The 24449-nt window shown below is 74.7% G+C and carries 14 protein-coding genes; 5 read left to right on the top strand and 9 right to left on the bottom strand.

Features of this window, described 5'->3' with window-relative positions; all coding sequences use genetic code 11:
- Positions 1-6: 6 nt before the first annotated feature.
- The 7 genes from ACGFI1_RS22945 to ACGFI1_RS22915 form a co-directional block, all read right to left on the bottom strand.
- Positions 7-1083: a hypothetical protein gene (locus ACGFI1_RS22945; RefSeq protein WP_392787663.1), complete on the bottom strand. Its 1077-nt coding sequence runs from the start codon at positions 1081-1083 to the stop codon at positions 7-9.
- A complete protein-coding gene (locus ACGFI1_RS22940; protein ID WP_392787660.1) occupies positions 1083-2366 on the bottom strand; it encodes a Gfo/Idh/MocA family protein in 1284 nt (427 codons plus the stop codon). Before ACGFI1_RS22940 ends, ACGFI1_RS22945 begins: the two co-directional genes overlap by 1 nt.
- A gap of 123 nt (positions 2367-2489) precedes the next feature.
- Entirely contained in the window at positions 2490-3749 is a 1260-nt protein-coding gene (locus ACGFI1_RS22935) for an ABC transporter substrate-binding protein (protein ID WP_392735942.1), read from the bottom strand.
- 38 nt (positions 3750-3787) lie between these two features.
- Entirely contained in the window at positions 3788-4663 is an 876-nt protein-coding gene (locus tag ACGFI1_RS22930) for a carbohydrate ABC transporter permease (RefSeq protein ID WP_392787657.1), read from the bottom strand.
- Positions 4647-5645 carry a carbohydrate ABC transporter permease gene (locus ACGFI1_RS22925; protein ID WP_392787655.1) on the bottom strand — a complete coding sequence of 333 codons (999 nt, stop codon included), beginning with the start codon at positions 5643-5645 and terminating at the stop codon, positions 4647-4649. The genes ACGFI1_RS22930 and ACGFI1_RS22925 overlap by 17 nt, the downstream gene beginning before the upstream one ends.
- 204 nt (positions 5646-5849) lie before the next feature.
- On the bottom strand, positions 5850-6839 hold the full coding sequence (locus tag ACGFI1_RS22920) for an aldose epimerase family protein (RefSeq protein WP_387073236.1): 990 nt from the start codon (positions 6837-6839) through the stop codon (positions 5850-5852).
- Positions 6836-7798: a LacI family DNA-binding transcriptional regulator gene (locus ACGFI1_RS22915; protein WP_386876334.1), complete on the bottom strand. Its 963-nt coding sequence runs from the start codon at positions 7796-7798 to the stop codon at positions 6836-6838. The genes ACGFI1_RS22920 and ACGFI1_RS22915 overlap by 4 nt, the downstream gene beginning before the upstream one ends.
- A gap of 147 nt (positions 7799-7945) precedes the next feature.
- Here ACGFI1_RS22915 and ACGFI1_RS22910 point away from each other — a divergent pair, with 147 nt between their 5' ends.
- From ACGFI1_RS22910 to ACGFI1_RS22895, 4 genes are read left to right on the top strand one after another with little or no spacing between them, the layout of a single operon-like run.
- Positions 7946-8833, top strand: coding sequence for an NAD-dependent epimerase/dehydratase family protein (locus tag ACGFI1_RS22910; protein WP_386876332.1), 888 nt, complete (start codon positions 7946-7948; stop codon positions 8831-8833).
- An 11-nt stretch (positions 8834-8844) separates the two neighbouring features.
- The gene (locus ACGFI1_RS22905) at positions 8845-9900 is read left to right on the top strand and encodes a mandelate racemase/muconate lactonizing enzyme family protein (RefSeq protein WP_392787650.1); all 1056 of its coding nucleotides are present in this window, start codon (positions 8845-8847) and stop codon (positions 9898-9900) included.
- Positions 9897-11804 (top strand): DUF6807 family protein, encoded by a 1908-nt coding sequence (locus ACGFI1_RS22900; RefSeq protein ID WP_392787648.1) that lies wholly within the window; start codon positions 9897-9899, stop codon positions 11802-11804. The genes ACGFI1_RS22905 and ACGFI1_RS22900 overlap by 4 nt, the downstream gene beginning before the upstream one ends.
- Positions 11801-13750 (top strand): aldehyde dehydrogenase family protein, encoded by a 1950-nt coding sequence (locus ACGFI1_RS22895; protein ID WP_392787645.1) that lies wholly within the window; start codon positions 11801-11803, stop codon positions 13748-13750. Before ACGFI1_RS22900 ends, ACGFI1_RS22895 begins: the two co-directional genes overlap by 4 nt.
- 25 nt (positions 13751-13775) lie before the next feature.
- Here ACGFI1_RS22895 and ACGFI1_RS22890 read toward each other — a convergent pair whose 3' ends face one another.
- Both ACGFI1_RS22890 and ACGFI1_RS22885 read right to left on the bottom strand, forming a co-directional pair.
- The gene (locus tag ACGFI1_RS22890; protein ID WP_392787643.1) at positions 13776-19232 is read right to left on the bottom strand and encodes an ATP-binding protein; all 5457 of its coding nucleotides are present in this window, start codon (positions 19230-19232) and stop codon (positions 13776-13778) included.
- A gap of 159 nt (positions 19233-19391) precedes the next feature.
- The gene (locus ACGFI1_RS22885) at positions 19392-21428 is read right to left on the bottom strand and encodes a SpoIIE family protein phosphatase (RefSeq protein ID WP_392787640.1); all 2037 of its coding nucleotides are present in this window, start codon (positions 21426-21428) and stop codon (positions 19392-19394) included.
- A gap of 142 nt (positions 21429-21570) precedes the next feature.
- Here ACGFI1_RS22885 and ACGFI1_RS22880 point away from each other — a divergent pair, with 142 nt between their 5' ends.
- On the top strand, positions 21571-24387 hold the full coding sequence (locus ACGFI1_RS22880; protein ID WP_392787637.1) for a LuxR C-terminal-related transcriptional regulator: 2817 nt from the start codon (positions 21571-21573) through the stop codon (positions 24385-24387).
- The last annotated feature ends 62 nt before the right edge of the window (positions 24388-24449 follow it).

Below are 24449 nucleotides of genomic sequence, written 5' to 3'. Positions count from 1 at the left end.
GGCCTCTCAGCGGGAGTCTGAAAGCGCTTTCTCGATGCCGCCGGCCGTGCCCGCGAGCCAGTCGAAGGCCGCGTCCTGCATGGTCCGGTCGAACTCGTGGCCGGCGTCGAAGAACGCGCCGGTGTAGCGGCCGGGCGCGTCCCGGTAGGCGCCGGTGATCTGGCGGTGCGCGCGCCGCACGCCCTCGGCGGGGAAGAGCGGGTCGGCGGTGGGGTAGAGGACCATCAGCGGGGCCGGGGCGCGGGCGGCGACCACGCAGGGCCAGTCGGCCAGGCGGGTCAGCCCCGGCGGGAACAGCAGCCAGGAGTGCGCGGCCACGTGCTCCTCGCGGAAGTCGCGGAACGAGGCGACCATCGCGGCCACCACGACCGCGCTCACCTCCGGGTCGAGCACGCCGAGGAGGGCGGCGCGGGCGCCGCCGCCCGACAGGCCGATCGCGGCGACGGACGCGACGTCGGGCCGCGAGCGCAGGTACGCCGCCGCCGCGAGGTCCTCGGCGGCGAGGACGCCCGCGAACGAGGTGCCGAGCAGCGTGCACGCCTTCGCCAGGACGTGCTCGTGGTCGCGGGCGGCGCGGTCGTAGCGGTCGGCCTCGCTCGCGCCCGGGTCCGGCGGGAGGGGCAGCGGGAGGCGGCGGCTGCCCCAGGCGAACACGTCGTGGGCGAGGACGGCGAAGCCGCGGCGGGCCAACTCGCCCGCGTAGCCGCGGCGGCCGTAGAGCCGGGCGCGCAGCCGGACGATCTCGGCGGCGGGCGGGTCCGGGCCGTCGGCGATCTTGTCCTTGCCCGCCCACTTCACGCCCGCGTGGCAGTGCATCGCGACGACGCCCGGCAGCGGGCCCGCGGCGCCGCGCGGGCGCAGCAGGTAGGCGCGGGTGCGCGGGCCGAACCCGACCGTCCACGACAGCTCTTCACCGGCCAGGTCGCCGTCGGTCCAGCGGCGCTCGACGCGGACGTCCGCCGCGCTCAGCGCCAGCACCCCGAGCGCGTCGCGGAGGCGCTCGGGCAGGTCGGAGCCGGGCGGCGGGAAAAGGCCGCGCTGGCGGGCGGCGATGCCGGCCAGGCCCGCGAAGCCGCCGGGCATCAGTCCGCCACCCGGGTGCCGCCGGCAGTGAGGGCGACGGGCGTGCCGGTCGCCGCGGACCGGTCGGCGGACACCCCGATCAGCACGCTCGCGACGCCCGCGCGGTACCCGGCCTGCCGGGCGAGCGGATCGTCCGACGCGCCGCGGAACACGTCGTCGAGGAGCAGGGCGTCGCCGCCGCCGTGCGCGCCCGCGCCGCCCCCGATCGCGATCTCCTCCGGCTCCCGCCAGTGCCGGTGCAGGACGAGCCGCTCGGACGCCCCGGCGGCGTGCTCCTTCCCGGACGCGGTCGGGTCGATCGCGGCGTGCGGCGGCGTCCACGCCCGCTCGACGACGTCCAGTTCCAGCCGCCCGGCGGTGCCGTTGACGACGGCGCGGTAGCCCTCCGCGGGCGCGTGCGCGTTGAGGGAGTAGGTGAGCAGCGCCCCGCTCTCGTAGCGGACGAGGACGGCCATGTTGTCGTCGATCGTCACGCCCTCGCCGAACACGTCCTGGTCGCGGATGTAGCCGTCCTCGTGCTCGGCGTCCAGGTACAGGCGCGTCAGCCTGGGGTCGGCGGACAGGTCGAGCAGGAAGGGGTCGGTGCCGAGGCGCGGCGCGTTGCGCGCCCGCGCGGGACGGTCGGCGAGGCCGCGCGCGCGGGCGTTGGCGGCGCCGTAGAAGCGCAGCGAGGTCTGCGCGTAGACCGACGCCGGGGCGTCGGCGATCCACCAGTTCACGAGGTCGAAGTGGTGGGTGGACTTGTGCACCAGCAGGCCGCCGGAGTTCGCCTTGTCCCGGTGCCAGCGGCGGAAGTAGTCGGCGCCGTGGATGGTGTCGAGCGACCAGTCGAAGTGGACGGAGGTGACGTCGCCGATCGCGCCGTCGGCGATCAGCCGGCGGACGGCGCTGTTGCGCGGCGAGTAGCGGTAGTTGAAGGTCACGATGAGCCGGCCGGTGCTCCGCTCGGCCGCGTCGGCGATGGCCGCGCAGTCCTCGGCGGTGGTGCACAGCGGCTTCTCCACGACGACGTCCTTGCCGGCGTCGAGGGCGGCGACCACGTAGCGGGCGTGGGCGGCGTCGACCGTGGCGACCACCACGGCGTCGGCGAGCCCGAGCATCGCGCCGAACTCCTCGGGCGCGAAGCACGGCAGGTCGCGGCCGATGCGGTCGAGGTGGTAGCGCAGGCGGGTGCGGTTGGGGTCGCAGAGCGCGGCGATCTCGCCGGTGTCGCTCCACGCGCCGAGCAGCGCGTCCACGTACATCTGCGCGCGGTGGCCGAGCCCGACGAAGGCGTATCGCATGGTGCGGAGACTCCCGGATCAGGTGGCGCCGCCGGGGCGCCGAGCGGCGGGGCGGCGCCGTGAGGCCCGGCCCGTTCGCACGGGCCGCACGGCGCGTCATGGGTGTTCCCGGACTCCCGCCCGCTACTGGGACAGGGCGGTGTTGGCCTCGGTGAGGAAGGTCTTGGCGGCCGCGTCCGGCTCGGCCTTGCCGAACAGCACCGAGTCGGTGGCGCGCTTGAGGATGTCCTCCATCTCCATCGCGCCCTTGGGCGGGACGACGATCGGGCTGAGGTCGTTCTTGATCGAGTCCATGAAGGCCAGCACCTTCTGGTCGGCCGGCGACAGCTTGGCCTTGATCGCCTCGATGACCTCGGCGTTGGTCGGCAGGCCGCGGTCGCTGAGCAGGATCGCCCCGGCGGCCGGGTCGTTGACCAGGAAGTCCACGAACTTCTGCGCGGCGGCGGCCTCCTCGGACCGGGCCGAGATCGTGTAGTACATCGCCGGCTGCAGGAACATGCCCGAGGCGGTGGCGCCCGGCGACTTCGGCATGCGCATCAGGTCCAGCTCCTGGCCGGAGCCCTTGGTCAGCGCGTCGAGCTGGTTGCTCCACCAGCTTCCGAAAGCGCTTTCGTTGGTGGCGAGCAGCGCCTGGTCGACCTTTGTGCCGGTCTCCAGCATCTCGGCGGCGCCCGGCCCCGCCTTCGCAGCGATGATCTTCTGCAGCAGCGCCCACCAGTCCTTGATGGTCTGCTCGGACAGGGCGACCTTGCCGCCGGCGTAGAACTGCTCGCCGCGCTGCGCGGCGAAGATCTGCAGGAACGCCGGGTTCTCGTTGTACTCGGTGCCCCAGACCTTGCCGCCGCTCTTCTCGGTCACCCGCTGGGAGAGCGAGATGTAGTCGTCCCAGGTCCAGGTCTTGTCGTCGGGGGCCTGCTGGCCGTACTTCTTCAGCGTCGCCTTGTTGACGACCATCGGGAACGCGTTGACGCCCGTCGGGATCGCGTACTGCTTGCCCTCGACCTGCCCGGCCTTGAGGACGCCCTGGTCGAGGCCCGCGGTGTCGACCTTCCCGGACACGTCGGCGAGGATGCCGCGGCCCGCGTACTCCGCCAGGCCGCGGATCTCGATCGACATCACGTCGGGGGCGTCGCCGGCCGCGGTCTTGGTGGCCAGCTTCTCGTAGTAGCTGTCCCAGTCGGAGAAGTCGCCCTCGACGTCGATCGCCGGGTTCTTCTTCTCGAACTCGGCGATGGCCGCCTCGGTCAGCTTCTGCCGGGAGTCGCTTCCCCAGTAGGAGAAGACGACCTTCGTCCTGCCGCTCGACCCGTCATCGCCGCTGCCGCAGGCGGTGGCCGATATCGCGACGGCGGCGACGGCGGCGGCCGCCAGGATGCGTTTCATTTCTCGTGTACCTCCGGGGGGACGGAAGGGAGGGAGGGCTATTTGAGCCCTGTGGTGGCCATGCCTCGGACGAGGTACTTCTGGCCGGCCAGGAAGAAGCCGAAGATCGGCCCGAGCGAGACGATCGACATCGCGAACATCGGCCCCCACGAGGAGTCGCCGCTGGAGTCCAGGAACTGGCGCAGCGCCACCGGGGCCGTGAGGTTGTCGGAGTTGGTCAGGTAGAGGTTCTGGGTGAAGAAGTCGTTCCACGTCCAGATGAAGGTGAAGATCGCCGTGGTGGCCAGCGCGGGCACGCACAGCGGCATCACCACCTGCAGGAACGTGCGGAAGTGCCCGGCGCCGTCGATCGCCGCCGCCTCGTCCAGCTCCCGGGGGAGGGTGCGGATGAACTGCACCATCAGGAAGATGAAGAACGCGTCGGTGGCGAGGAACTTGGGCACCACGATCGGCCAGATCGTATTGATCCAGTCGATCTTGCTGAACACGATGTACTGCGGCACGACCGTGACGTGGTGCGGCAGCATGATCGAGACCAGCATGATCGCGAACCACAGCCTCTTGAGCGGGAACTCCAGCCGGGCGAACGCGTAGGCCGCCAGCGAGCAGGCGAGCAGGTTGCCGACCACCGCGAGGCCGGTGATGACCGCCGAGTTCCACAGGTAGTAGCCGAAGGAGTGCTTCAGCGCGTCCCAGCCGCCGGCGTAGTTCTCGCCGGTGACCTCGGTGGGGACCAGTCCGGGCTCCCGGAAGATCAGCTCCTCGGGCTTGACCGAGCTGGAGATCATCCAGAGCAGCGGGTAGAGCATGAACAGCCCGAACACGATCAGCAGCAGGTGCTTGGTCAGCCGAGAGGCGGGCCGGAACAGCACCGGCGTGCGGGCGCCCGGCGCGCGCTTACTTGTCGTCGCCATAGAAGACCCAGAATCGAGACATGAGGAAGTTGACGGCGGTCAGGGCCCCGATGATGAGCAGCAGCACCCAGGCCATGGCCGCCGCGTAGCCCATCTCGTAGTTCTTGAAGCCCTTGATGTAGAGGTAGAGCGTGTAGAAGAGGGTCGAGTCGACCGGCCCGCCGTTGCCGCCGCTGACGACGAACGACTGCGTGAACGACTGGAACGACTTGATCACTTCGAGCACGGCGTTGAAGAAGATGATCGGCGTGAGCAGCGGCAGCGTGATCGAGCGGAACTGCCGGACCCGGCCGGCGCCGTCGACGCGGGCGGCCTCGTAGAGGTTCTGCGGGATCTGCCGCAGCCCGGCGAGGAAGATGACCATCGGGGCGCCGAACGTCCAGACGTGCAGGATGATCAGCGTCCAGAGCGCGGTGTCCGGGCTCGTGACCCAGCCCTGGCCGTGGTAGCCGAACCAGCCGAGGAAGGTGTTGACGATCCCGTCCGTGCCGAAGATCTTCCGCCACAGGATCGAGATCGCCACGCTGCCGCCGAGCAGCGACGGCAGGTAGAAGACCGACCGGTAGAACGACAGCCCGCGCAGCCCCTTGTCCAGCGCCATCGCCAGCCCGAGGGCGAAGGCGAGCTGGAGCGGGACGGACACGACGACGTAGGTGGTCGTGACCTTGAGGGAGTTGATGTAGCGGTCGTCGGCCGTGAACATCTTGTCGTAGTTGTCCAGGCCGACCCAGTGGGCCTGGCTCAGCAGGCTGTAGTCGGTGAAGGACAGGTACAGCGAGGCGATCATCGGGCCGAGCGTGATCGCGAACAGCCCGAGGAACCAGGGCGCCAGGAACAGGTAGGCGGCCCATGCCTGCGAGCGGGCGCGGGAGCTCTTGCGGCGGCGGGTCCGGGGGCGGCGCGGGCCCGCCGGCGCGGCGGGCGCGACCGCGGGCTCGGCCGTCCCCGGCGCCTTGGCGGCCGCAGCGGGCCTCAGCGTCATCACTGGCCCTTCGGTGAGTCGGAAGTGGTTGAGATAGCGCTTTCTTAGCGCGTGGCCGGAGATGACGTCAACCCTTTGCAGTGACCTTCCTCACGCGTGATCGCGACCGCTTTTAGATAAGCCCAGTTCAGAGGCATATCCACTGTCGCGCCACATGCGCGGCTGCTAGAAGTTCTGCGCTTGTTGCTACAACCGTTTGCAGTCTCACGGCGCGTGGAACCGGTAGGTCGTGGTCGACGCGCGCTCCTCGCCGGGCCGCAGCACGGCGGAGGGGAACGCCGGCCGGTTCGGCGCGTCCGGGAAGCGCTGGGTCTCCAGGCACAGGCCCGCGAACGGGCCGTACGGGGTGGCGTCGCCGTCCAGCATGTGGCCGGTGTAGAACTGGACGCCCGGCTCGGTCGTGGCGACCTCCATCGACCGGCCGCTCACCGGGTCGGTGACCGCGATCCGGCCCTGGAGGACGTAGCAGTGGTCGTAGCGGCCGCCGCGCCGCGCGTCCACCCGGGTGGGCGCGGTGAAGTCGAACGGCGTCCCCGCCACCGGGGCCTGCTCGCCGGTCGGGATCTTGCCCTCGTCCACCGGCAGGTACCGGTCGGCCTCCATCGCCACGACGTGCCCCCGCACGTCGCCCGACCCCGCCAGGTTGAAGTAGGAGTGGTTGGTCAGGTTCACCACCGTGGGGGCGTCGGTCGTGGCCCGGTACTCCAGGCGCAGCGCGTCGCCGTCCAGGACGTACCGGACGCGGGCCGTGAGCTCGCCCGGGTACCCCTCCTCGCCGTCGGGGCTCACCAGGGAGAGCACCAGTTCCGCGGGCCCCGCCGACTCGGCCCGCCACACCCGCTTGTCGAAGCCGCGGACGCCGCCGTGCAGGCTGTGCGCGCCGTTGTTGGCCGCGAGCCGGTACTCCCTGCCGTCGAGGGTGAACCGCGCGCGGGCGATGCGGTTGCCGTACCGGCCGACGACCGCGCCGAAGTAGCGGCTGCGGTGGAGGTAGTCCTCCAGCGTGTCGAGGCCGAGCACGACGTCGGTGCCGTCCGCCACCTGGAGCCGCTGCACGATCGCGCCGTAGGTGAGGACCGCGACGCGCAGCCGCCCGTTGTCCAGCACGTACCGGTCGACCCGCTCGCCGTCCGGGGTCGTGCCGAAGCACTCGGCGGCGGCGGCGGGGGCGGGGGCGGCGTCGTTGGATCTCACGAGATTCCTTTCGGGGGAGCGGTGGTCTCGCGGACCACGAGATGGGTCTCCAGGAGGGTCGCGGCGCTCATCGAGGTGATGAGCAGGTCGACGGCCATGCGCCCGGCGTCGGCCGTGGGCATGGCGACCGTGGTGAGCTTGGGCCGGTACAGGCGGCCGGTGATGCTGTCGTCGATGCCGATCACGCTGACGTCGCCGGGCACGCTCACACCCAGCTCGTCGAGCCCCTCGATGAGGCCGATCGCGACGAGGTCGTTGTAGGCGAGCACGCCCGTCACCCCCGCCGCCGCGACCTGGGCGGCGACGGCGGTGCCGCCCTCCTCGGTGGGCGCGTTGGGGCCGATGACGACGGTGTCGAGGCCGGGCACGTCCGCGACCGCCTTGCGGATCTCGCCGCTGGTCCACGAGCCGGCCGGCCCCGCGACCAGGGCGACGCGCCGGTGGCCGAGCTCCGCGAGGTGCTCCATGGCGGTGCGGGCGCCGCGGGCGACGTCCATGAGGACGGTCGTCACGCCGCGCAGCCTCCGGTTGACCAGCACGGACGGGATCGTCCCGACCAGCTTCTCCAGGGCCTTGTTCGACGCGCGGGGGCTGCACAGCACGACGCCGTCGACCTGCTTGGAGAAGGCCAGGACGAGCTCCTCCTCCTTGGCGGGGTCCTCGTCGGTGTCGGCGACGAACAGGTGGTAGTCCCGGGCGCGGGCGGCGGCCTGCGCGGCCTTGATGAGCGGGGGGAAGAACGGGTTCGCCAGGTCGGCCACGATCAGCCCGAGGTTGCCGGTCCGACCCGTGGTGAGCGACCGCGCCGCCCGGTTCGGCCGGTAGCCCAGCTCCTCCGCCGCCGAGAGGACGCGCGTCCGCGTCTCGGCGTTCACCATGTGCGGCGCGGAGAAGGTCCGCGACACCGTCGACACGTGTACGCCGCATGCGCGGGCGACGTCCCGGATAGTCACTGCCATGGCGCCCACTCTAACGCAACCGTTTGCAAGGAGGCGATGATCAATAGTGTCGTTTGCGCTGGTCGCACGATGGGCGCTTGACGGCTCGGCGGTGTTGGCGCGATCGTTACTGCAACTGGTTGCAGACCCTCCGAAGGAGTCCATGCGGTGAGCAGAGTGCTCGTCACCGGAAGCGCGGGCCGACTGGGCCGCAGCGTCGTCACCACGCTGGCGGCGGCCGGCCACGAGGTGATCGGCGTCGACACCGCCCCCGGCACGCCCCGGGACGCCGCCGAGACACTACCGGCCGACCTCACCGACCTCGGCGAGGCCCACTCGGTGATCGCCCGGTTCCGGCCGGACGCGGTCGTCCACCTCGCCGCGATCGCCGTCCCCTTCGGCCGGACCGACGCCACCACGTTCCGCGTCAACACCCAGCTCGCGTTCAACGTCTGCGCGGCGTCGGTGGCGCTCGGCGTGGCGCGGCTCGCCGTCGCGAGCAGCCCGACCGTGATGGGCTACGGCGCGCCCGGCGGCTGGACCCCCGACTACCTGCCGCTCGACGAGGAGCACCCGGCGCGGCCCTGGAACGTCTACAGCCTGTCCAAGCTCGTCGCCGAGCAGACCATGCGGACGTTCGCGCGCTCCGGCACCGGCACGCGGATGGCCGCGTTCCGCCCCTGCTTCGTCATCGCGCCCGAGGAGTGGGAGGGCGCGCCGACCCAGTCCGGGCACACGCTCCGCGAGCGGCTCGACCGGCCCGAGATCGGCGGCGTCTCGCTGTTCAACTACCTCGACGCCCGCGACGCCGGCGAGTTCATCGGCGTCCTCCTCGACCGGCTGCCCCACCTGGAGCGCAACGGCGAGGTGTTCTTCGCGGGCGCCGGCGACGCGCTCGCCCGCGAACCGCTCGCCGAGCTGCTGCCCCGCCTCCACCCGGAGACCAAGGAGGCCGCGGGCGCGCTCACCGGCACGTCCCCGGCCTTCTCCGCCGCCAAGGCCGAGCGGCTGCTCGGCTGGTCCGCCAAGCGCAGCTGGCGCACCGAACTCGTCTGAGAGGGACCGGCATGATCAAGGATCTGGCCGTCGAGCTGCGGACGGTGCCGCTGGCCCGGCCGTGGGGCGCGGACGTCCCGAGCAACCACGTCCTCTTCGTCACGCTCACGCTGGACGACGGCCGCTCGGGGACCGGGATCTCCTGGACCCCGCAGATCGGGGCGCACGCGGTCAAGGCGCTGCTGGAGCACGACGTCCGCGACGCGGTGATCGGGCTCCCGCCGCATCCGGGCCTCGTGTGGGACCGGCTGTCGGCCCGCCTCGGCGAGGCGGGGCGGTCGGGGATCGTCCCCATCGCCCTCGCCGGGGTCGACCTCGCGCTGTGGGACCTGGAGTGCGGGGACCGCTCCCTCGCGGACGTCCTCGGGCCGCGCCGCGAGACCGTCCCGGTGTACGGCAGCGGCATCAACCGCCACTATTCGCTGGACGAGCTGACCGCGCAGGCCGCCCGGTGGGCCGCCGCCGGGCACCCCGCCGTCAAGATCAAGGTCGGGCTGCCCGCGCTCGCCGACGACGTCGCGCGGGTCGCCGCCGTCCGCGAGGTCATCGGCCCGGACACCGCGCTGATGATCGACGCGAACCAGCGCTGGGACCTGCACCGGGCCAGGACGGCGCTGCGCGCGCTGGAGCGGTTCGACCTGATCTGGGTCGAGGAGCCGCTGCCCGCCGACGACCTCGCCGCCCATGTGGAGCTGCGCCGCAGTGTGGGCACGCCGATCGCGGTGGGCGAGAACATCGCCACCGCGCACGGCTTCCGCGACCTGCTGACCGCCGGCGCCTGCGACGTCGTCCAGCCGAACGCGGTCCGGGTCGGCGGCATCACCCCGTTCCTGCGCATCGCCGACCTCGCCCGCGTCTTCGACGTGCCGGTCTACCCGCACCTGCTCACCGAGCTGTCCGGGCAGCTGGCGCTCGCCCTGCACCACCCCGCGATGGTGGAGCTGCCGGAGGACGCCACGCTCACCGACCTGGGGCTGCTCGCAGACCCGCCCCCGGTGGAGATCACCGGCAGCAAGCTGCGTGCGACGGGCGCGCCCACGCGGTGGACGGCGGAGGCGGCGCGATGAGGCCGGTGCGGGTCGTCGTGGCCGGGGTCAACGGCTACGGCCGCCACCACCTGGAGAACGTCCGGCGGCTGTCCGCCGCGGGCCGGGCCGAGCTGGCCGGGGTGTGCGACGTCCGGCCGCCGTCCGGCCTCGGCGTGCCCGTCTCGGCCGACCTTCCGGCGCTGATCCGGGAGACCGGGGCGGAGGCGGCGGTGATCGCCACCCCGATCCACACCCACGCCCCGCTGGCGGTGGCCGCGCTCCGCGCCGGAGCGCACGTGCTGCTGGAGAAGCCGCCCGCGCCCTCGGTCGCCGAGTTCGAGGCGATCTCCGCCGCGGTGGCCGAGACGGGGCTCGGCTGCCAGGTCGGGTTCCAGTCGCTCGGCTCGGCGGCGGTCCCGGCGGCGCGGGACGCGCTCGGCGAGCCGGTCCGCGCGATCGGGGTGGCCGGGGCGTGGACGCGGCCGTTCGGCTACTACACCCGGTCGCCGTGGGCGGGCCGCCGCCGGCTGGACGGCGTCGACGTCATGGACGGGGCGCTCACCAACCCCTTCGCCCACGCCGTCGCGTCCGCCCTCGCCGTCGCCGGGGCCGACACGCTCGGCTCCGTCGCCGGGATCGAGCTGGAGCTGCACCGCGCCAACGCCATCGAGTCCGACGACACCTCCAGCGCCCGGCTGCGGCTCGCCGACGGCACCGTCATCGCGATCACCGTCTCGCTGTGCTCCGGCGGGCGCACCGAGCCCTACCTGCACCTGCACGGCGAGCACCGGTCGGCGCGCTTCTTCTACACCCTCGACGAGATCGAGTCCGGCGGGGCCCGCACCGGATACGGCCGCACGGACCTGCTCGGCAACCTCATCGCGCACATCCGGGACGGCGCCGAGCTGCTCGTCCCGCTCGCGCGCACCGGCGGCTTCACCCGGCTGCTCGACGAGATCCGGCGCGCCCCCGACCCGCGGCCGGTCGACGCGCGGTTCGTCCGCCGCGAGCCGTCCCGGCTGGTCCTGCCCGGCATCGAGGACCTCGCCGTGCGCGCGGCCGAGGACCTCGCCACCCTGTCCGAGCTGGGCTTCCCCGGCAGCCTCGGCGCGGTCGAGGCGCCGTGGCCGCGGCCGCGGCTGCGGGCGGGCGGGAAGGACGTCGCCGACTACGTCCAGCGCGGCGACCTGCAGGCCACCGACGCACCCCGGCCCCATCTGCACCCCGTCCGCACCCTCGGCGGGACGGTCGTCACCGAGACCCGGCCGGACGACCACGTCCACCACTTCGGGGCGGGCATCGCGGTCTCCGACGTCGACGGGGCCAACTTCTGGGGCGGCTCCACCTACGTGCCAGGCGAGGGCCCGCGGATGCTGCCCAACCACGGGCGGCAGCGGCGCCGCACGCTCCGGCCGGTCGACGGCGGCTACGCGGAGAGCCTCGACTGGGTCGGCCCGGACGGCACCGTCCTGGCCGCCGAGGAGCGCACCCTCACCGCCCGCCGCGTCTCGGGCGCGTGGGCGCTGGACGTCGCGTTCACGCTGACCGGCCGGACGGGGAAGCCGCTCGTCCTGCAGAGCTCCGCCTGCAAGGGCCGGACGGGCGCCGGCTACGGCGGGTTCTTCTGGCGCGCCCCCAAGGACTCCGCCGGCATCGCCGTCTTCACCGGCGAGGCGTCGGGGGAGGAGGCCGTGCACGGCAGCGTCACCCCCTGGCTGGCGCTGACCTCGGACGCGTGGAGCCTGGTGTTCGTCCAGACCACGGGGCTCGACCCCTGGTTCGTGCGCGTCGCCGAATACCCCGGCGTCGGCCCGGCCCTGGCCTGGGCCGCACCGCTGACCGTCCCGGACCGGCTCGACCGGGCGGTCACCGTGGTGGTCGCCGACGGACGGCTCACCCCCGGCCAGGCCCGCGACCTCGCCGCCGAGGGGACGGCCCGGTGAGGGTGTTCATCGCCGGAGACTCCACCGCCGCGGACTACCCGTCGGGGCAGGCGCCGCAGGCGGGCTGGGGGCAGGCGCTCGCGGCACTGCTGGACGTCCCGGTCGTCAACGCCGCCTACCCCGGTGCGAGCGCCCGCAGCTCGGTCGAGCGGCTCGGCATGCACGACCGCGTCATGGCCGAGATCGGGCCGGGCGACGTGCTGCTGATCTGCTTCGGCCACAACGACGGCAGGCACGACCAGGGCAGGTTCGGCGCCCCTTACGGCGCGTACACGGCCTTCCTGCTCCGCTACATCGAGAGCGCGCGGTCCCGGGGCGCCCGCCCGGTGCTGGTCACCTCGGTCGAGCGCCGCACCCCCGACGGCTCGCTCACCCACGGCGAGTACCCGGCGGCGATGAAGGCGCTGGCCGCCCGGGAGCGCGTCCCGCTGGTCGACCTCCAGGCCGCCAGCGCGCGCCGCTGGCGGGAGCTCGGCGCCGACGCCACCAGGGAGCTGTTCCTGTGGCTCGGCCCGCACCCCAACTACCCGCGCGGCAGCGCCGACGACACCCACTTCACGGCCGCCGGGGCGATCGAGGCCGCCCGGCTGCTGCTGGCGGAGGCCGGGCCGCTGCTGCCGCCCGCCGCCCGCACCCCCGCCGACCTGACCTGGAGATCCCCGATGCCGGTCCGGAGCATCGACGCGCGCTCGGGCCGCCTCCGCGCGGAGTACGCCGCGGCCACCCCGCAGGAGGCGGGCGCGGCCTGCCGCCGCGCCGCCGACCTGCTGCCCGTCCTCGACGAGGCCGGGCCGCGCGGGCGCGCCGCCCTGCTGGAGGCGATGGCCGACGCCCTCGCCGCCCGGACGCCCGCCCTAGTCGCCGCGGCCGACGCCGAGACGGCTCTGGGCGAGGCGCGGCTGACGCCAGCGGCGGCCCGCGCGGCCGAGCGGTTCCGGTTGCTGGCCGAGGTGCTCCGCGAGGGCTCCTTCCTCGACGCCCGCATCGACTCCGCCGCCCACGCGGACGTGCGCAGCATGAACGTCCCGCGCGGCGTCGCGGCCGTGTTCACCCCGCCGGACGCCCCGCTGGCGTCCGGCGACACCGCCGACGCGCTCGCCGCCGGATGCACCGTGGTCGTCAAGGCCCACGAACTCCATCCGGAGACAGCGGCCCTGACCTTCGGCGCACTCGGGGCGGGCGCAGCCGCAGCGGGGTTCCCCGAGGACGTCGTCCAGCTCGTCCACGGACCCGACGCGGGCACCGCCCTCCGCCGAGACGGCCGAGTGAAGGCGATCGCCGACCGGGGCAGCCCGCCCGGCGGCCTCGACCCGCTGGTGGTGACGCCCGGCGCCGCGAAGGCCCGGCGCGCCGAGATAGCCGCCGTCTGGTCCCGCACAGCACCGCGCCTGGTCCTCGCCCCCGCCGACGCGGGCCTGCCGGAGGCGATCGCGGCGCACATCGCGGACCTCGCCCCGCAGCCCCTCCCCGGCGACGCCGCCCGCACGGCTTTCGACCGGGCCGTGGCCGCACGCGCCGCCATCGACGGCCTGCACACCGTCGTGACCGCCCGCCTCATGGCGGGCCCCGCCTCGCTCCTCGGCGCGTCCGACGTGCTCCTCGACGATTACCACGGCCCGCTGACCGTCATCCTTGAATACACCGGCGAAGAGGAACTGGCCGACGCCCTCGCCGCCGTCCAGAGCGCGCCCACGATCACCCTGTACAGCGAGCCGCACGAGACCGACCTTGCAGCCCGCCTGGCAGCCCTGGCCCGCGACCGCACGAGCCACCTGGCCTTCGACTCCGCTCCGGCCCCGCCGGACGCGGCCGCCCTCGGCCGCTTCCTGCGCACAGTCACCTACGAGAACTGCCCGCCGCGCCTGCTCCCGCCGGCGCTCCGCGACGACAACCCCTGGCGCCTGCCCCGCCGCCACGACGGCGCCCTCGTCCTCCCCGCGACCTGAGCGGGGAGGACGAGGGCGCGCGCCGTCAGCCCAGCCGGAACTCGATGGCCTCGATGATGCGCGGACGCAGCTCGGCGGCCGGGATGACCGCGTCCACGGAGCCGACCTCGACCGCGCGGCGGATGTCGTGGACGCGGTCGAACTCCGCGGCGACCTCGCCGAGCTTCTCCGCCCGGACCGACGCGCGCAGCTCGTCCAGCTCCGCGATCAGCGCCGCGCGGTCGGCGCCGGTCGCGGCGGCGACGCGCGGCTCCAGCTCCCGGACGCGCGGGTCGGCGGCGGTGCGGGCGTCCACGTCGCGGGAGAACACCGCCGCGGCGGCGGGCGCGCCGCCGAGCACCGACGCGAACGAGCCCTCCAGCGCGAGGACGGTCATGTTCGGGTTCAGCGCCTTGGAGAACACCACGAACGCGCCCCCGTGGTAGCGGGAGATCACGCAGAACACGATCGGGCCGCGGAAGTTCACGATCGCGCGGCCGATCTCCGCGCCGTACTCCAGCTGGAGCTTGCGCAGCGACTCCGGCGAGCCGTCGAAGCCCGACAGGTTCGCCAGCACCACCAGCGGCCGGTTGCCGCTGGCCGCGTTGATCGCCCGCGCGGCCTTCTTCGACGACTGCGGGAACAGCGTGCCCGCGGTGTAGGAGTCGGGGCCGTCGGTCGGCGGGAACCCGCGCCGCGGCACCGCGTGCGACTCGATGCCGAGCAGGCACACCGGGATGCCGCCGAGGTGGACGTCCTGCACGACGGCGGTGTCGGCGTCGGCCATGCCCGCCCACCGCTCCAGGACCGGGTGGTCCTGGTCGGACAGCGCCCGCATCACGGTCCGGATGTCGAACGGCTTCTTGCGGTCCGGGTTGGCCGCGGCGGAGAAGATCTCGCCGACGGTGGTGAAGTCGCTGCCCTCCACGATGTGCGGGAAGTCGGAGACGTCGCGGTCGGCGGGGTCGGTGGTGGCGGCGCGGCGCGGCGCGTCCTCGCCGGGGACGACGTAGGTGTGGTCGTAGTGCGCCATCAGCACGTCCCGCGCGGCGACCAGGTTCGGCGCCCAGTACTGCGCCTGCCCGTTCGGCCCCATCACCCGGTCGTAGCCGCCGATGCCGAAGTTGTCCTCGGCCGAGACGCCGCCGGAGAAGTCGAGCGCCTGCTTGCCGGTCAGCACCATCGCCGACTCCGGCGTCATCACGAGGACGCCCTTGGTGTGCATGAGCATCGTCGCCTCGGCGTTCCAGTACGGCTGCGCGCCGACGTTGATGCCCGCGACGACGACGTTGATCTCGCCGCCGTCCTGGGTGAACTCGACGATCCGCTTCAGCGCCGCCGCCACCCAGTCCATGTTCTCGGTGCCCGACTCCATGGAGATCCGGGCGCCGGCCGACAGCGCGTACCACTCCACCGGCACCCGCATCCGCTCGGCCAGGTCGAGCGCGGCGATCACGCGGCGGCACTCCGGCTCCGACAGGGCGCCGAGCGCCTTCGTCGGGTCGCCGAGCAGCACCACCCGGGTGACGCCCTCCGGGTGGCGGGGGGTCGGGGTGGTGACGACGCCCGCGACGATCGCGGCGGTGTTGCGGCCCGCCGGCCGGTCGACCGGCACCAGCGCGTGCGCGTCGTCGAGGTCGTGCTCGGCGAAGTCGCCGAGCATCCCGGTCAGCTCGTACGGGTACACGGTGTTGCGGCTGCGGGCGCGCAGCACCTTCTGCCGGTAGCCGTCGACCGGCACGACCGGGTCGTCGGACGGCTCGCCCACGGTCAGGGTCGTGCCGCCGGCGGCGTCGAACGCGATCCGGACGGTCCGCTTGAGCAGCTCGCCGGTCTCCGGGTCGCGGCGCCGCCCGATGATCTCGATCTCCTCCAGCCCGGCGCCGGCGGCGGTCGGCAGCATCCGGTCGACGAGCATCTCCAGCTCGGCGCGGGTGAGGTCGCTCGGCGGCCAGACGTAGATCACGATCCGGTTGGTGGGCAGCCGCTTCTTGGACGGGCGCCGCTCCTGCGCGCGCCGGATCGAGTCGAGGCAGGTGGCGATGATGAACTCGGCGGTCGGCAGCGACAGCAGCCGGCCGTCGTGGTCGCGCAGCCCGGACAGGTCCCGCACCTGCGCGAACGCCACCAGCCGGTCGTCGGAGGGGTTCTCCCGCGCCACGCACTGGAACAGGTAGACCTCCTCGTCGGAGGACGGGAGCCGGGTGAGGTCGAACCCGCTCAGCCGCTCCATCCGCATCCGCTGCGCGATGTGCGGGTGCAGGCCGCGGATCAGCCGCTCCTCGGCCATCCCGGAACCGGACGGGCGGAAGGTGAAGTGGTGGTGCATGACCGCGCCGCTGCTGCCCGCGACGGTGGCGGTGATGCGGCGGACGCGGTCCGGCAGCGGATGCGCGGCGAGGACGTCGCCCAGCGCGGCCGCCATCGCGTCGAAGTCCTCCGGCTGGTTCTCCCAGGAGAGGTAGATGTCGGCGTCGACGGCGTCCTCGCCGGCCGCGAGACCGGCGAGGCCGGCCAGCGCGCCGCCGAGGGCGTCGAAGCTCACCGCCGCGGAGACCAGGCACGAGCCCGCCCGCTCGGCGACGACGAACGCGCAGCCCCCGGCCTCGGCGGTGCGGACGCCGGTCAGGCCCTTGTTGCCGTAGTAGCGCCGGGTCAGCACCTCCAGCATGACCGTGTTGTCGCGGTCGCCGCGGCGGAGCCGGCGGCCGAGCAGCCGCACCAGCGGCTCGGTGCTGCGCACCATCTCGGCGATGCGGTCGGCGCGGTCCGGCGCGTCCGGGCGGGCGTCCAGGTGGCGCAGGTGCCGGCGGACGTCGGCGTAGACGCGGGCGCGGTCGCGGCGCAGCATCGGCTGGGCGTACCAGGCGAACACGACGCCGCACGCGAGGTCGTAGACCACCGGGAACCGCACCTGCGCGGCGGTGATCAGCCGCTGCAGCGCGAGACCGGCGGGCTCGCGCAGCGCCTCCACCGGCGGCGGCTCGCGCAGCCAGGCGCGTAGCAGCGCGCTGACGACCGCGGCGTCCGCGGACGCCCGCTGCCGGGACAGGAAGATCCGGAACACCGCCGCCTCGAGGTCGGGGGTGCGGTCCAGGTCGGTGACGCCGTAGTGGCCGAGCGCCTTGGCGAGCCGCTCCTGGAACGCCGCCGGCAGCCCGGCCCGCTCCACGTCGAGGCTCTGCAGGTAGGTGTGGAAGTACTCGCGGGCGCTGTGCACGTGCCCGTCCGCGCCGTCCCCGCCGGCGGGCCGGTCGCGGGTCAGCTCGGCGAGGTCGGCGAACACGTCCAGCAGCGCGATCTCCTCGGCCAGCGGCCGGTGGCCGTCCGCGGCGGCGGCCTGGCGCGCGGCGAGGTAGTCGGCGAGGGCGCGGCGCTCGTCGTGCGGGTCGACGTCGAAGCCGAGCAGCAGGCTGCGCAGGTCCTCCCGGCCGCGGGCGGCGCGCTCGCGGGCCGGCACCGCGGCGGGCGCGGCGGGCAGGTCCAGCTCGGCGGACGCGGTGGCCGCGGCCTCCCCGGCCTCGGCGGCGTCGGCGAGCGGCTCCAGCCGCAGCAGCGGCGCGCCGGTCTCCACCTGGCTGCCGACCGAGACGACGCATTCCTTCAGCCGCGCCTTGAACGGCGCCCGCAGCACCGTCTCCATCTTCATGCTCTCCAGCACCAGGACGGGCGCGCCCGCCTCGACCTCGGCGCCGGGCTCCAGCGGGGTCGCGACGACCAGCGCGGGCGCGGGGGAGCGGACGACGCCGCCCTCGTCCCGGCTGACCCGGTGCGTCACGCCGTCCACCTCGACGAGGTGGACGGGGCCGTGCGTGCCGGTGAGCAGCCGGTACCGGGTGCCGTTGACGGTGATCTGCGCGGTGTGCCGGTCGAAGCGGTCGAGTTCGACGTCGGCGGTGCGGACGTCGTCGCCGGCCTCGACGGCGACGCGGAACCGGTCCGCGCCGACCCGCGCGACCCGCACCCGGTAGCCGGCGCCGCGCAGCTTGAGGTCGAGCGGCCGGCCGCTCTCGTGCCGCACCTGCGGGCGCCCGCCGGACGCGGTGGACAGCAGCCGGCTGCGCGCGGCGCGCTCGTCCTCCTCGTACGCCTCGATGGCGGCGGCGGCGAGCGCGACCGCGGAGTGCCGGCCGCTGACGAGGTCGCCCTCGGCGCGCACCCGGTCGATCCAGCCGGTGTCGGCGCTCGCGCCGACGACCTCGGGCCGGTCGAGCAGGTCGAGCACGAAGCTCTTGTTCGTCGCGCCGCCCTCGATGATCACGGTGGTCTGCGCCATCGCCCGGCGCAGCCGGCCGAGCGCCTCGTCGCGGTCCCGGCCGTAGGCGATGATCTTGGCGATCATCGAGTCGAAGTCGGCGGGGATGGTGTCGCCCTCCCGGACGCCGGTGTCGACCCGGACGCCGGGCCCGGCGGGCAGGTCGAGCCGCGCGATGCGGCCGGGCGCGGGGGCGAAGTCGCGGTCGGGGTCCTCGGCGTTCAGCCGGGCCTCGACGGCGTGCCCGCGCTCCGCCGGCGGCGCGCCCTCCAGCCGGCCCCCGGCGGCGACGTGCAGCTGCGCCCGCACCAGGTCGAACCCGGTGACGGCCTCGGTGATCGGGTGCTCGACCTGCAGCCGGGTGTTGACCTCCAGGAACGCGAACAGCTCGTCGCCGGGGTGGTAGAGGAACTCCACGGTCGCCGCGCCCCGGTAGCCGACCGCGACGGCGAGCCGCTCGGCGGACGCCTTCAGCTCCGCGGCCTGCTCGGCGCGCAGCACCGGCGACGCCGACTCCTCGATGACCTTCTGGTTGCGGCGCTGCACCGAGCAGTCGCGGACGCCGAGCGCCCACGCGGTCTCGCCGTCGGCGATCACCTGGACCTCGACGTGCCGGGCGCCGGTGACCAGCCGCTCCAGGAACACCACTCCGCTGCCGAACGCGCGCGCGGCCTCCTGGCTGGTGCGCTCGTAGGCGTCGGCCAGTTCCGCCTCGTCGTTGATGACGCGGATGCCGCGCCCGCCGCCGCCCGCGGTCGCCTTCAGCATCAGCGGGTAGCCGATCCCGGCCGCGGCCTCGCGCGCCGCGTCCAGCGTCGCGACGGCGCCGCGGCTCCACGGCGCGACCGGCACGCCGACCTCCTCGGCGATCAGCTTCGCGCCGATCTTGTCGCCGAGCCGGCGCATCGCCTCGGCGCTCGGGCCGACGAAGGTGACGCCGATCCGCTCGCACAGCTCCGCGAACGCCGGGTCCTCCGCGACGAAGCCCCAGCCGACCCACGCGGCGTCGGCGCCGGTCTCCACCAGGGCCCGCTCCAGCACCTCCAGGTTCAGGTACGGCCGCGCGGCCGCGGGCCCGAGGTCGTGGGCGAGGTCGGCCTCGCGGACGAACGTGGCGGCGCGGTCGACGTCGGTGTGCAGGGCGACCGTCTCGATCCTTGCCCCGGTCTCGGCGGCGAGGCCCCGGACGGCGTGGATGAGCCGCATGGCGGCCTCTCCGCGGTTGACGATGGCGACACGACTGAACACCCGACCGAGCCCTCCTGTAGACCACTGCGCACGCCGCGCGACGGCGCCCCCGACGGTGCCACCTTTCCGCCTACCGGCCCGTAGCGCCATGTCGCAGACATCGCACGCTGAGCGGCTGGAGTTGTGGGAATCGTGCAAAGCCGGGGCCCGGACGCCGCCTTACGGAGAGTCCGGAACGCGGGCGGCGATGACGGCGATGTCGTCGGTGCCGGTGGTCGGGAGGCCGGTGAGGATGCCGTCGCAGAAGGCGGGCAGGGGGGCCTCGCAGAGCTCGGCGGCCCGCCGGCGGAGCCGGCCCAGGCCCTGGTCGAGGTGCTCGTCGGGGTGCTCGATGAGGCCGTCGGTGTAGAGGAAGAAGGTGGAGCGGGGCGGCAGCGGCACGACGGCGCTGGTGCAGGGCTGGTCGACGAGCAGGCCCAGCAGCGGGTTGGCGGCGTCCTCCAGCAGCCGGGCGTCGCCGCCGGCGGTGACCAGGAGCGGCGGCGGGTGGCCGGCGACCGCGTAGTTGAGCTGCAGACCGCCCGCGGGCGACTCCTCGATCCGGGCCAGCACGCAGGTGGCGGTGCCCTCGGGCGCGAGCGTGGCCATCGCGATGTTCAGCCGGCGCAGGATGTCGCCCGGGGGCTCCTCGCGGTCGACCGCGAGCCCCCGCAGCATGTTGCGGAGCTGGCTCATCGCGACGACGGCGCCGAGGTCGTGCCCGGCCACGTCGCCGATGACGAGGGCGGTGGCGCCGTCGCGGAGCACGAACGAGTCGTACCAGTCGCCGCCCACCTCGGCGGCGGCGGGGCTCGCCCGGTACCTGGCGACGATGTCCAGGCCGGGGACCTCGGGCGGCTGCGCGAGGAGGCCGTGCTGGAGGGCGAGGGCGACCCGCTGCGTGCGCTGGAACAGCATGGCGCTGCTCAGCGCGTCGTGCGCGTGGTCGAACATCTGCCCCATCAGCGCGACGTCGTCCGCGCCCATCGGGGGGCGGTCGCCGCAGGCGGACGCGGTCACCACGGCCGCGACCGCGCCGTCCACGACCACCGGCAGCACCACCACGCTGTGGGCCTTGGCGTCGGTGAGCCACGACACGGTGCTCGCGGGCAGCAGGTCCTCCGGCGGCTCCCCGGGCGGGAAGCTGCGGCGGACCGGGCGGCGCCGCCGGATCGCCTGGACGAACCCGCTGTCGGCCGCGAACCACTCCTCCCCGGCCGGGAGCCGCCTGGGCAGCCCGTCCCGGGCGGCGGTGGCGATGCGCCGGGACAGGACGGGGGCGCTCGCCGGCCGCTCGGCGAACTCGGGCAGCAGGTGCACGCCGCAGCCGTCGGCGAGCGCCGGGACGAGGACGTCCGCCAGCGCGCCGAGCATGTCGTGCAGGTCGGCGTGCTCGGCGGTCGCGACGGCGGCGCGGCCGAGCAGCTCCTGGCGGCGCTGCCGCTGCCAGCGCTGCTCGACGTCGGCGCAGGTGCCCACCCACTCCACGACGGCGCCGCCCTCGTACACCGGCGCGGCGTGCACCTCGAAGTGCCGGTACTCGCCGTCCACGGTCCGCAGCCGGTAGACGTGCCGCCAGGGGGTCGCCTCGCGCAGCGCCGCGTGCCAGGAGCGCAGCGTCGGCAGGCGGTCGTCGGGGTGCAGCGCCCGCAGCCAGCCCTCGCCGCGGAACTCCTCCCAGTCCTGCCCCGTCACCCGCTCCCAGCCGGGGCTCGGCTCGATGATCCCGCCGTGCGGCCCGGAGACCCAGACGATCTCGGCGCTCACCCGGATCAGGCTCTGGAACCGGTGCAGCAGCCGGCGCCGCGTCTCGGCCATCTGCCGCGCGCGCCGGGCCGTGGTCACCTGCTCGGTGACGTCCGCGGCGACGGCGAGGACGCCGGGCTCGCCGTCCTCGAACCGGGAGAGGCTGAAGGAGAAGAACCGCCGCTCGCGGCCGGAGCCGAAGTGCAGGGTCACCGGCGCGTCCGCGACGTCGACGGGCTCCCCGGTGGCGAGCACCCGGTCGAACAGTTCGAAGTAGTCCTGTTCGAGGAGCTCGCCGAACGCCTCGCGGATCGGCCGCCCGATCGGGCGCGCCCCGAAGCTCGCCCGGTAGGCGATGTTGGTGTAGACGAGGCGGTGGTCGGGACCGGTCGTCACGGCCACGCCCACCGGCGCGAGGTCGAAGACCTCCAGCGTGAGCTTGCGGTGCCGTTCCGTCCCGGCGTCGTCCATCGTCCCCCCGTCGGCCGGCCGTCCTCGTGATCGCCGTACCCCGGGAACCGGGCGAATATGGGGATCTTGACTGCGGTTGCGGAGAGGTTTACCGTCCGCGGCGGGTTCATACGCCGAGCCCAGGCGTCCGGAGGCCGCGCGCATGACAGATGGGGTCAGCACGGGTGGGGCCGGCGTCCGCGCCGCTCCGGCGCTCGGCAGGGAGAACGTGCTCGGCGGCGTCCGCGCGCACCTCGCCGCCGGCGGCGGCGTCCTGCTGGAGGGCCCGGTCGGGATCGGGAAGTCCACCCTGTTCGCGACGCTGGCGGCCGAGCACGCCGCGGCCGGCCACCGGGTGTTCTCCTGCTGCCCGGCCGAGGCCGAGCACCAGCTGCCCTTCCTCGGCCTGAACGACCTGATCGCGCAGGTGGTGGACGAGGTCATCGACCGGCTGCCGCCTCCCGAGCGCCGGGTCCTGCGCTCGGTGCTGCTGCTCCAGGACGTCCCGACGGGGGAGCGCGACCTGCTGTGCCTGCGGCTCGGGGTGCTGCACGCCTTCCGGCTGCTGTGCTCCGACCGGCCGGGGCTGGTGCTGGTCGACGACGCGCAGTGGCTGGACCGCCCGACCGGGGAGCTGCTGGCGTTCGTGGCGCGGCGGGCGGCCCGGCTCGCGCCGCCGCTGCGGATGGCGGCCTCGGTCCGGCCGGAGCCCGCGCCCGGCGAGCCGGGGGCGGGCGGCCGGTGGCGGGACGCGGCGGGCCTGTGCCCGGCGCCGGTGCTGGCGGTCCGGGTGCCGCCGATGTCGGCGGCGGAGCTGGCGGTGCTGCTCGGCGGCCGGTTCGGCCGGTCCTGGCCGCGCGCGCAGCTCGCCCGGATCCACGAGGTGAGCGGCGGCAACCCGTTCTTCGCGGTGGAGCTGGCGCGCAGCGTGCTGGAGCATCCGAGCGCCGCCGACCCGCCCATCCCGCAGAGCCTGTCGGTGCTGATCCGCAAGCGGCTGGCGGCGCTGTCCCCGGCCGTCCGGGAGGCGCTGCTGGTGGCGAGCGCGGCGAGCCGCCCGTCGGTGGAGCTGCTGCGCCGGACGGGCCGCGGCGACCTCGCGGAGGCCGAGCGGCGCGGCATCGTGGCGGTGGACGAGGCCGGGCAGATCCGCTTCACCCATCCGCTGCTGTCCGCCGCGATCTACGCCGAGGCCGAGCCCGTCGAGCGGAAGGCGGCGCACCGGGCGCTGTCCCAGGCGGTGCACGACCCGGTGGAGCGCGCCCTGCACCTGGCCCGGCTCACGTCCGGCCGGAACCGGCGCATCGCGGCGACGCTGGCGGAGGCCGCGGCGGTGGCGCGCCGCCGCGGCGGGCTGTCCACGGCCGCGCATCTCGGCGAGCTGGCCGCCGACCGCACCCCCGAGTCGGCGCGGGACGCCGCGGTCGGCCGGCGGCTCGGCGCCGCCGAGGACGCGGTCGCCGCGGGCGACTACCCGCTGGCCCGGCGGCTGGCCCGGCGCGTCCTGGAGACGACGGCCCGGCCGGACGAGCGGGTCCGGGCGTGGATCGTGGTGCTGGACTCCTCCGGGCAGGCGCTCGCCGAGGTGGAGGAGGTCTTCCCCAAGGCGATGGAGGACGCGCGCGGCGAGCCGCTGCTGCTCGCGCCGCTGCACTACCGGCTGAGCTGGCGGGCGTGGCTGGTGCGGGGCTCGGCGACGGCCGCGCACGTGCACGCCCGCCGGTCGGCCGAGCTGGCCGCCCTGGCGGGGGACCGCGGGACGGAGCTGTTCGCGCTGTCCAAGCAGGCGAGCATCGAGCTGTTCCTCGGGCACCCGGACGCCGAGCGGACGCTCCGCAGGGCGCTGGCGGAGCCGCAGGACCCGCGGGTGATGTGGCACCACAACGGGCCCGTCTACGTCAAGCACCGCCACCATCTGATGCACGACCGGGTCAGCGAGGCTCGCGCGGAGTTACGGGCGCTGATGTACAGCGTCCGCCAGCGCGGCGTGGTGGAGAGCCTGTGCCTGTGCCTGTACTGCATGACGCAGGTGGAGATCTACCAGGGGCGCTGCCGCCGGGCGCTCCGCCTAGCCGGGCAGAGCCTGGACCTCGCCGAGGACTCCGGGCTGAGCCAGGGGCCGTCCTGGTACGCGCTGGCGCTGGCGGAGGCCGCGGGCGGCGACCTCGGCCGGGCGCTGTCGGCGGCGGAGCAGGCGGTGCAGCCCAGCGCCGACGACGGCGACCAGCTGTTCCTGCCGCGCGCCCTGCACGCGGAGGGGCTGGTCCGGCTGCAGCTCGGCGACGCGGGCGCGGCGGTGCGGGTGCTGGACCAGGTCCGCGCGCTGGAGACCGGGCAGGGGCTCGGCGACCCCGCGATGCGCCGCTGGCACGCCGACCTCGCCGACGCCCTCGTGGCCGCCGGCCGCGCCGGGGAGGCGGCCGAGCTGGTCGCCGGGACGCGGGCGCGGGCCGCCCGGCTGGGACGGCGCGGCGTGCTCGCCGTGCTGGAGCGTTCCGCGGCGCTCGTCCGCGCGGCCCAGGGCGATCTCGGCGCGGCCGAGGAGGGGCTGGAGCACGCGGCGGAGCTGCTCCAGGCCCTGCCCTACCGGCTGGAGGAGGGCCGCGCGTGGCTGGAGCTGGGCGTGCTGCGGACCCGGCGGGACGACCCGGAGCGCGGCCGCGCGGCGCTGCTGCGGGCGCGCGGCGTTTTCGCCAAGGCCGAGGCGCGGCCCTGGCTGGCCCGCACCCAGGCCGAGTTGCAGCGGCTCGCCGCCGCCGGGCCGGTCCGGCGGGCGTCGGGGGACGACCCGCTCGGCGTGCTCACCGACGTCGAGCGCAGGGTGGCGGTCCTGGTGGCGGAGGGGGCCACGAACCGGGAGATCGCCGCCCGGCTGTTCCTCAGCATCAAGACGGTCGAGGCCGCGCTCACCCGGACGTTCCGCAAGCTCGGCGTCCGCTCCCGGGTCGACGTCGCGCGGCTCACCGTCTCCGGCCGCTGATCCCCGGCCGCTGATCCCCGGCCGCGGGCCCGCCGGCTCCCGCACATAGGGATATCCCTATG

It is taken from the genome of Actinomadura geliboluensis, assembly GCF_043197915.1.
Taxonomy (GTDB): Bacteria; Actinomycetota; Actinomycetes; order Streptosporangiales; family Streptosporangiaceae; genus Spirillospora; species Spirillospora geliboluensis.
Note: the sequence above shows the minus strand (reverse complement) of the source record. Positions and strands in the feature narration are given on the sequence as shown.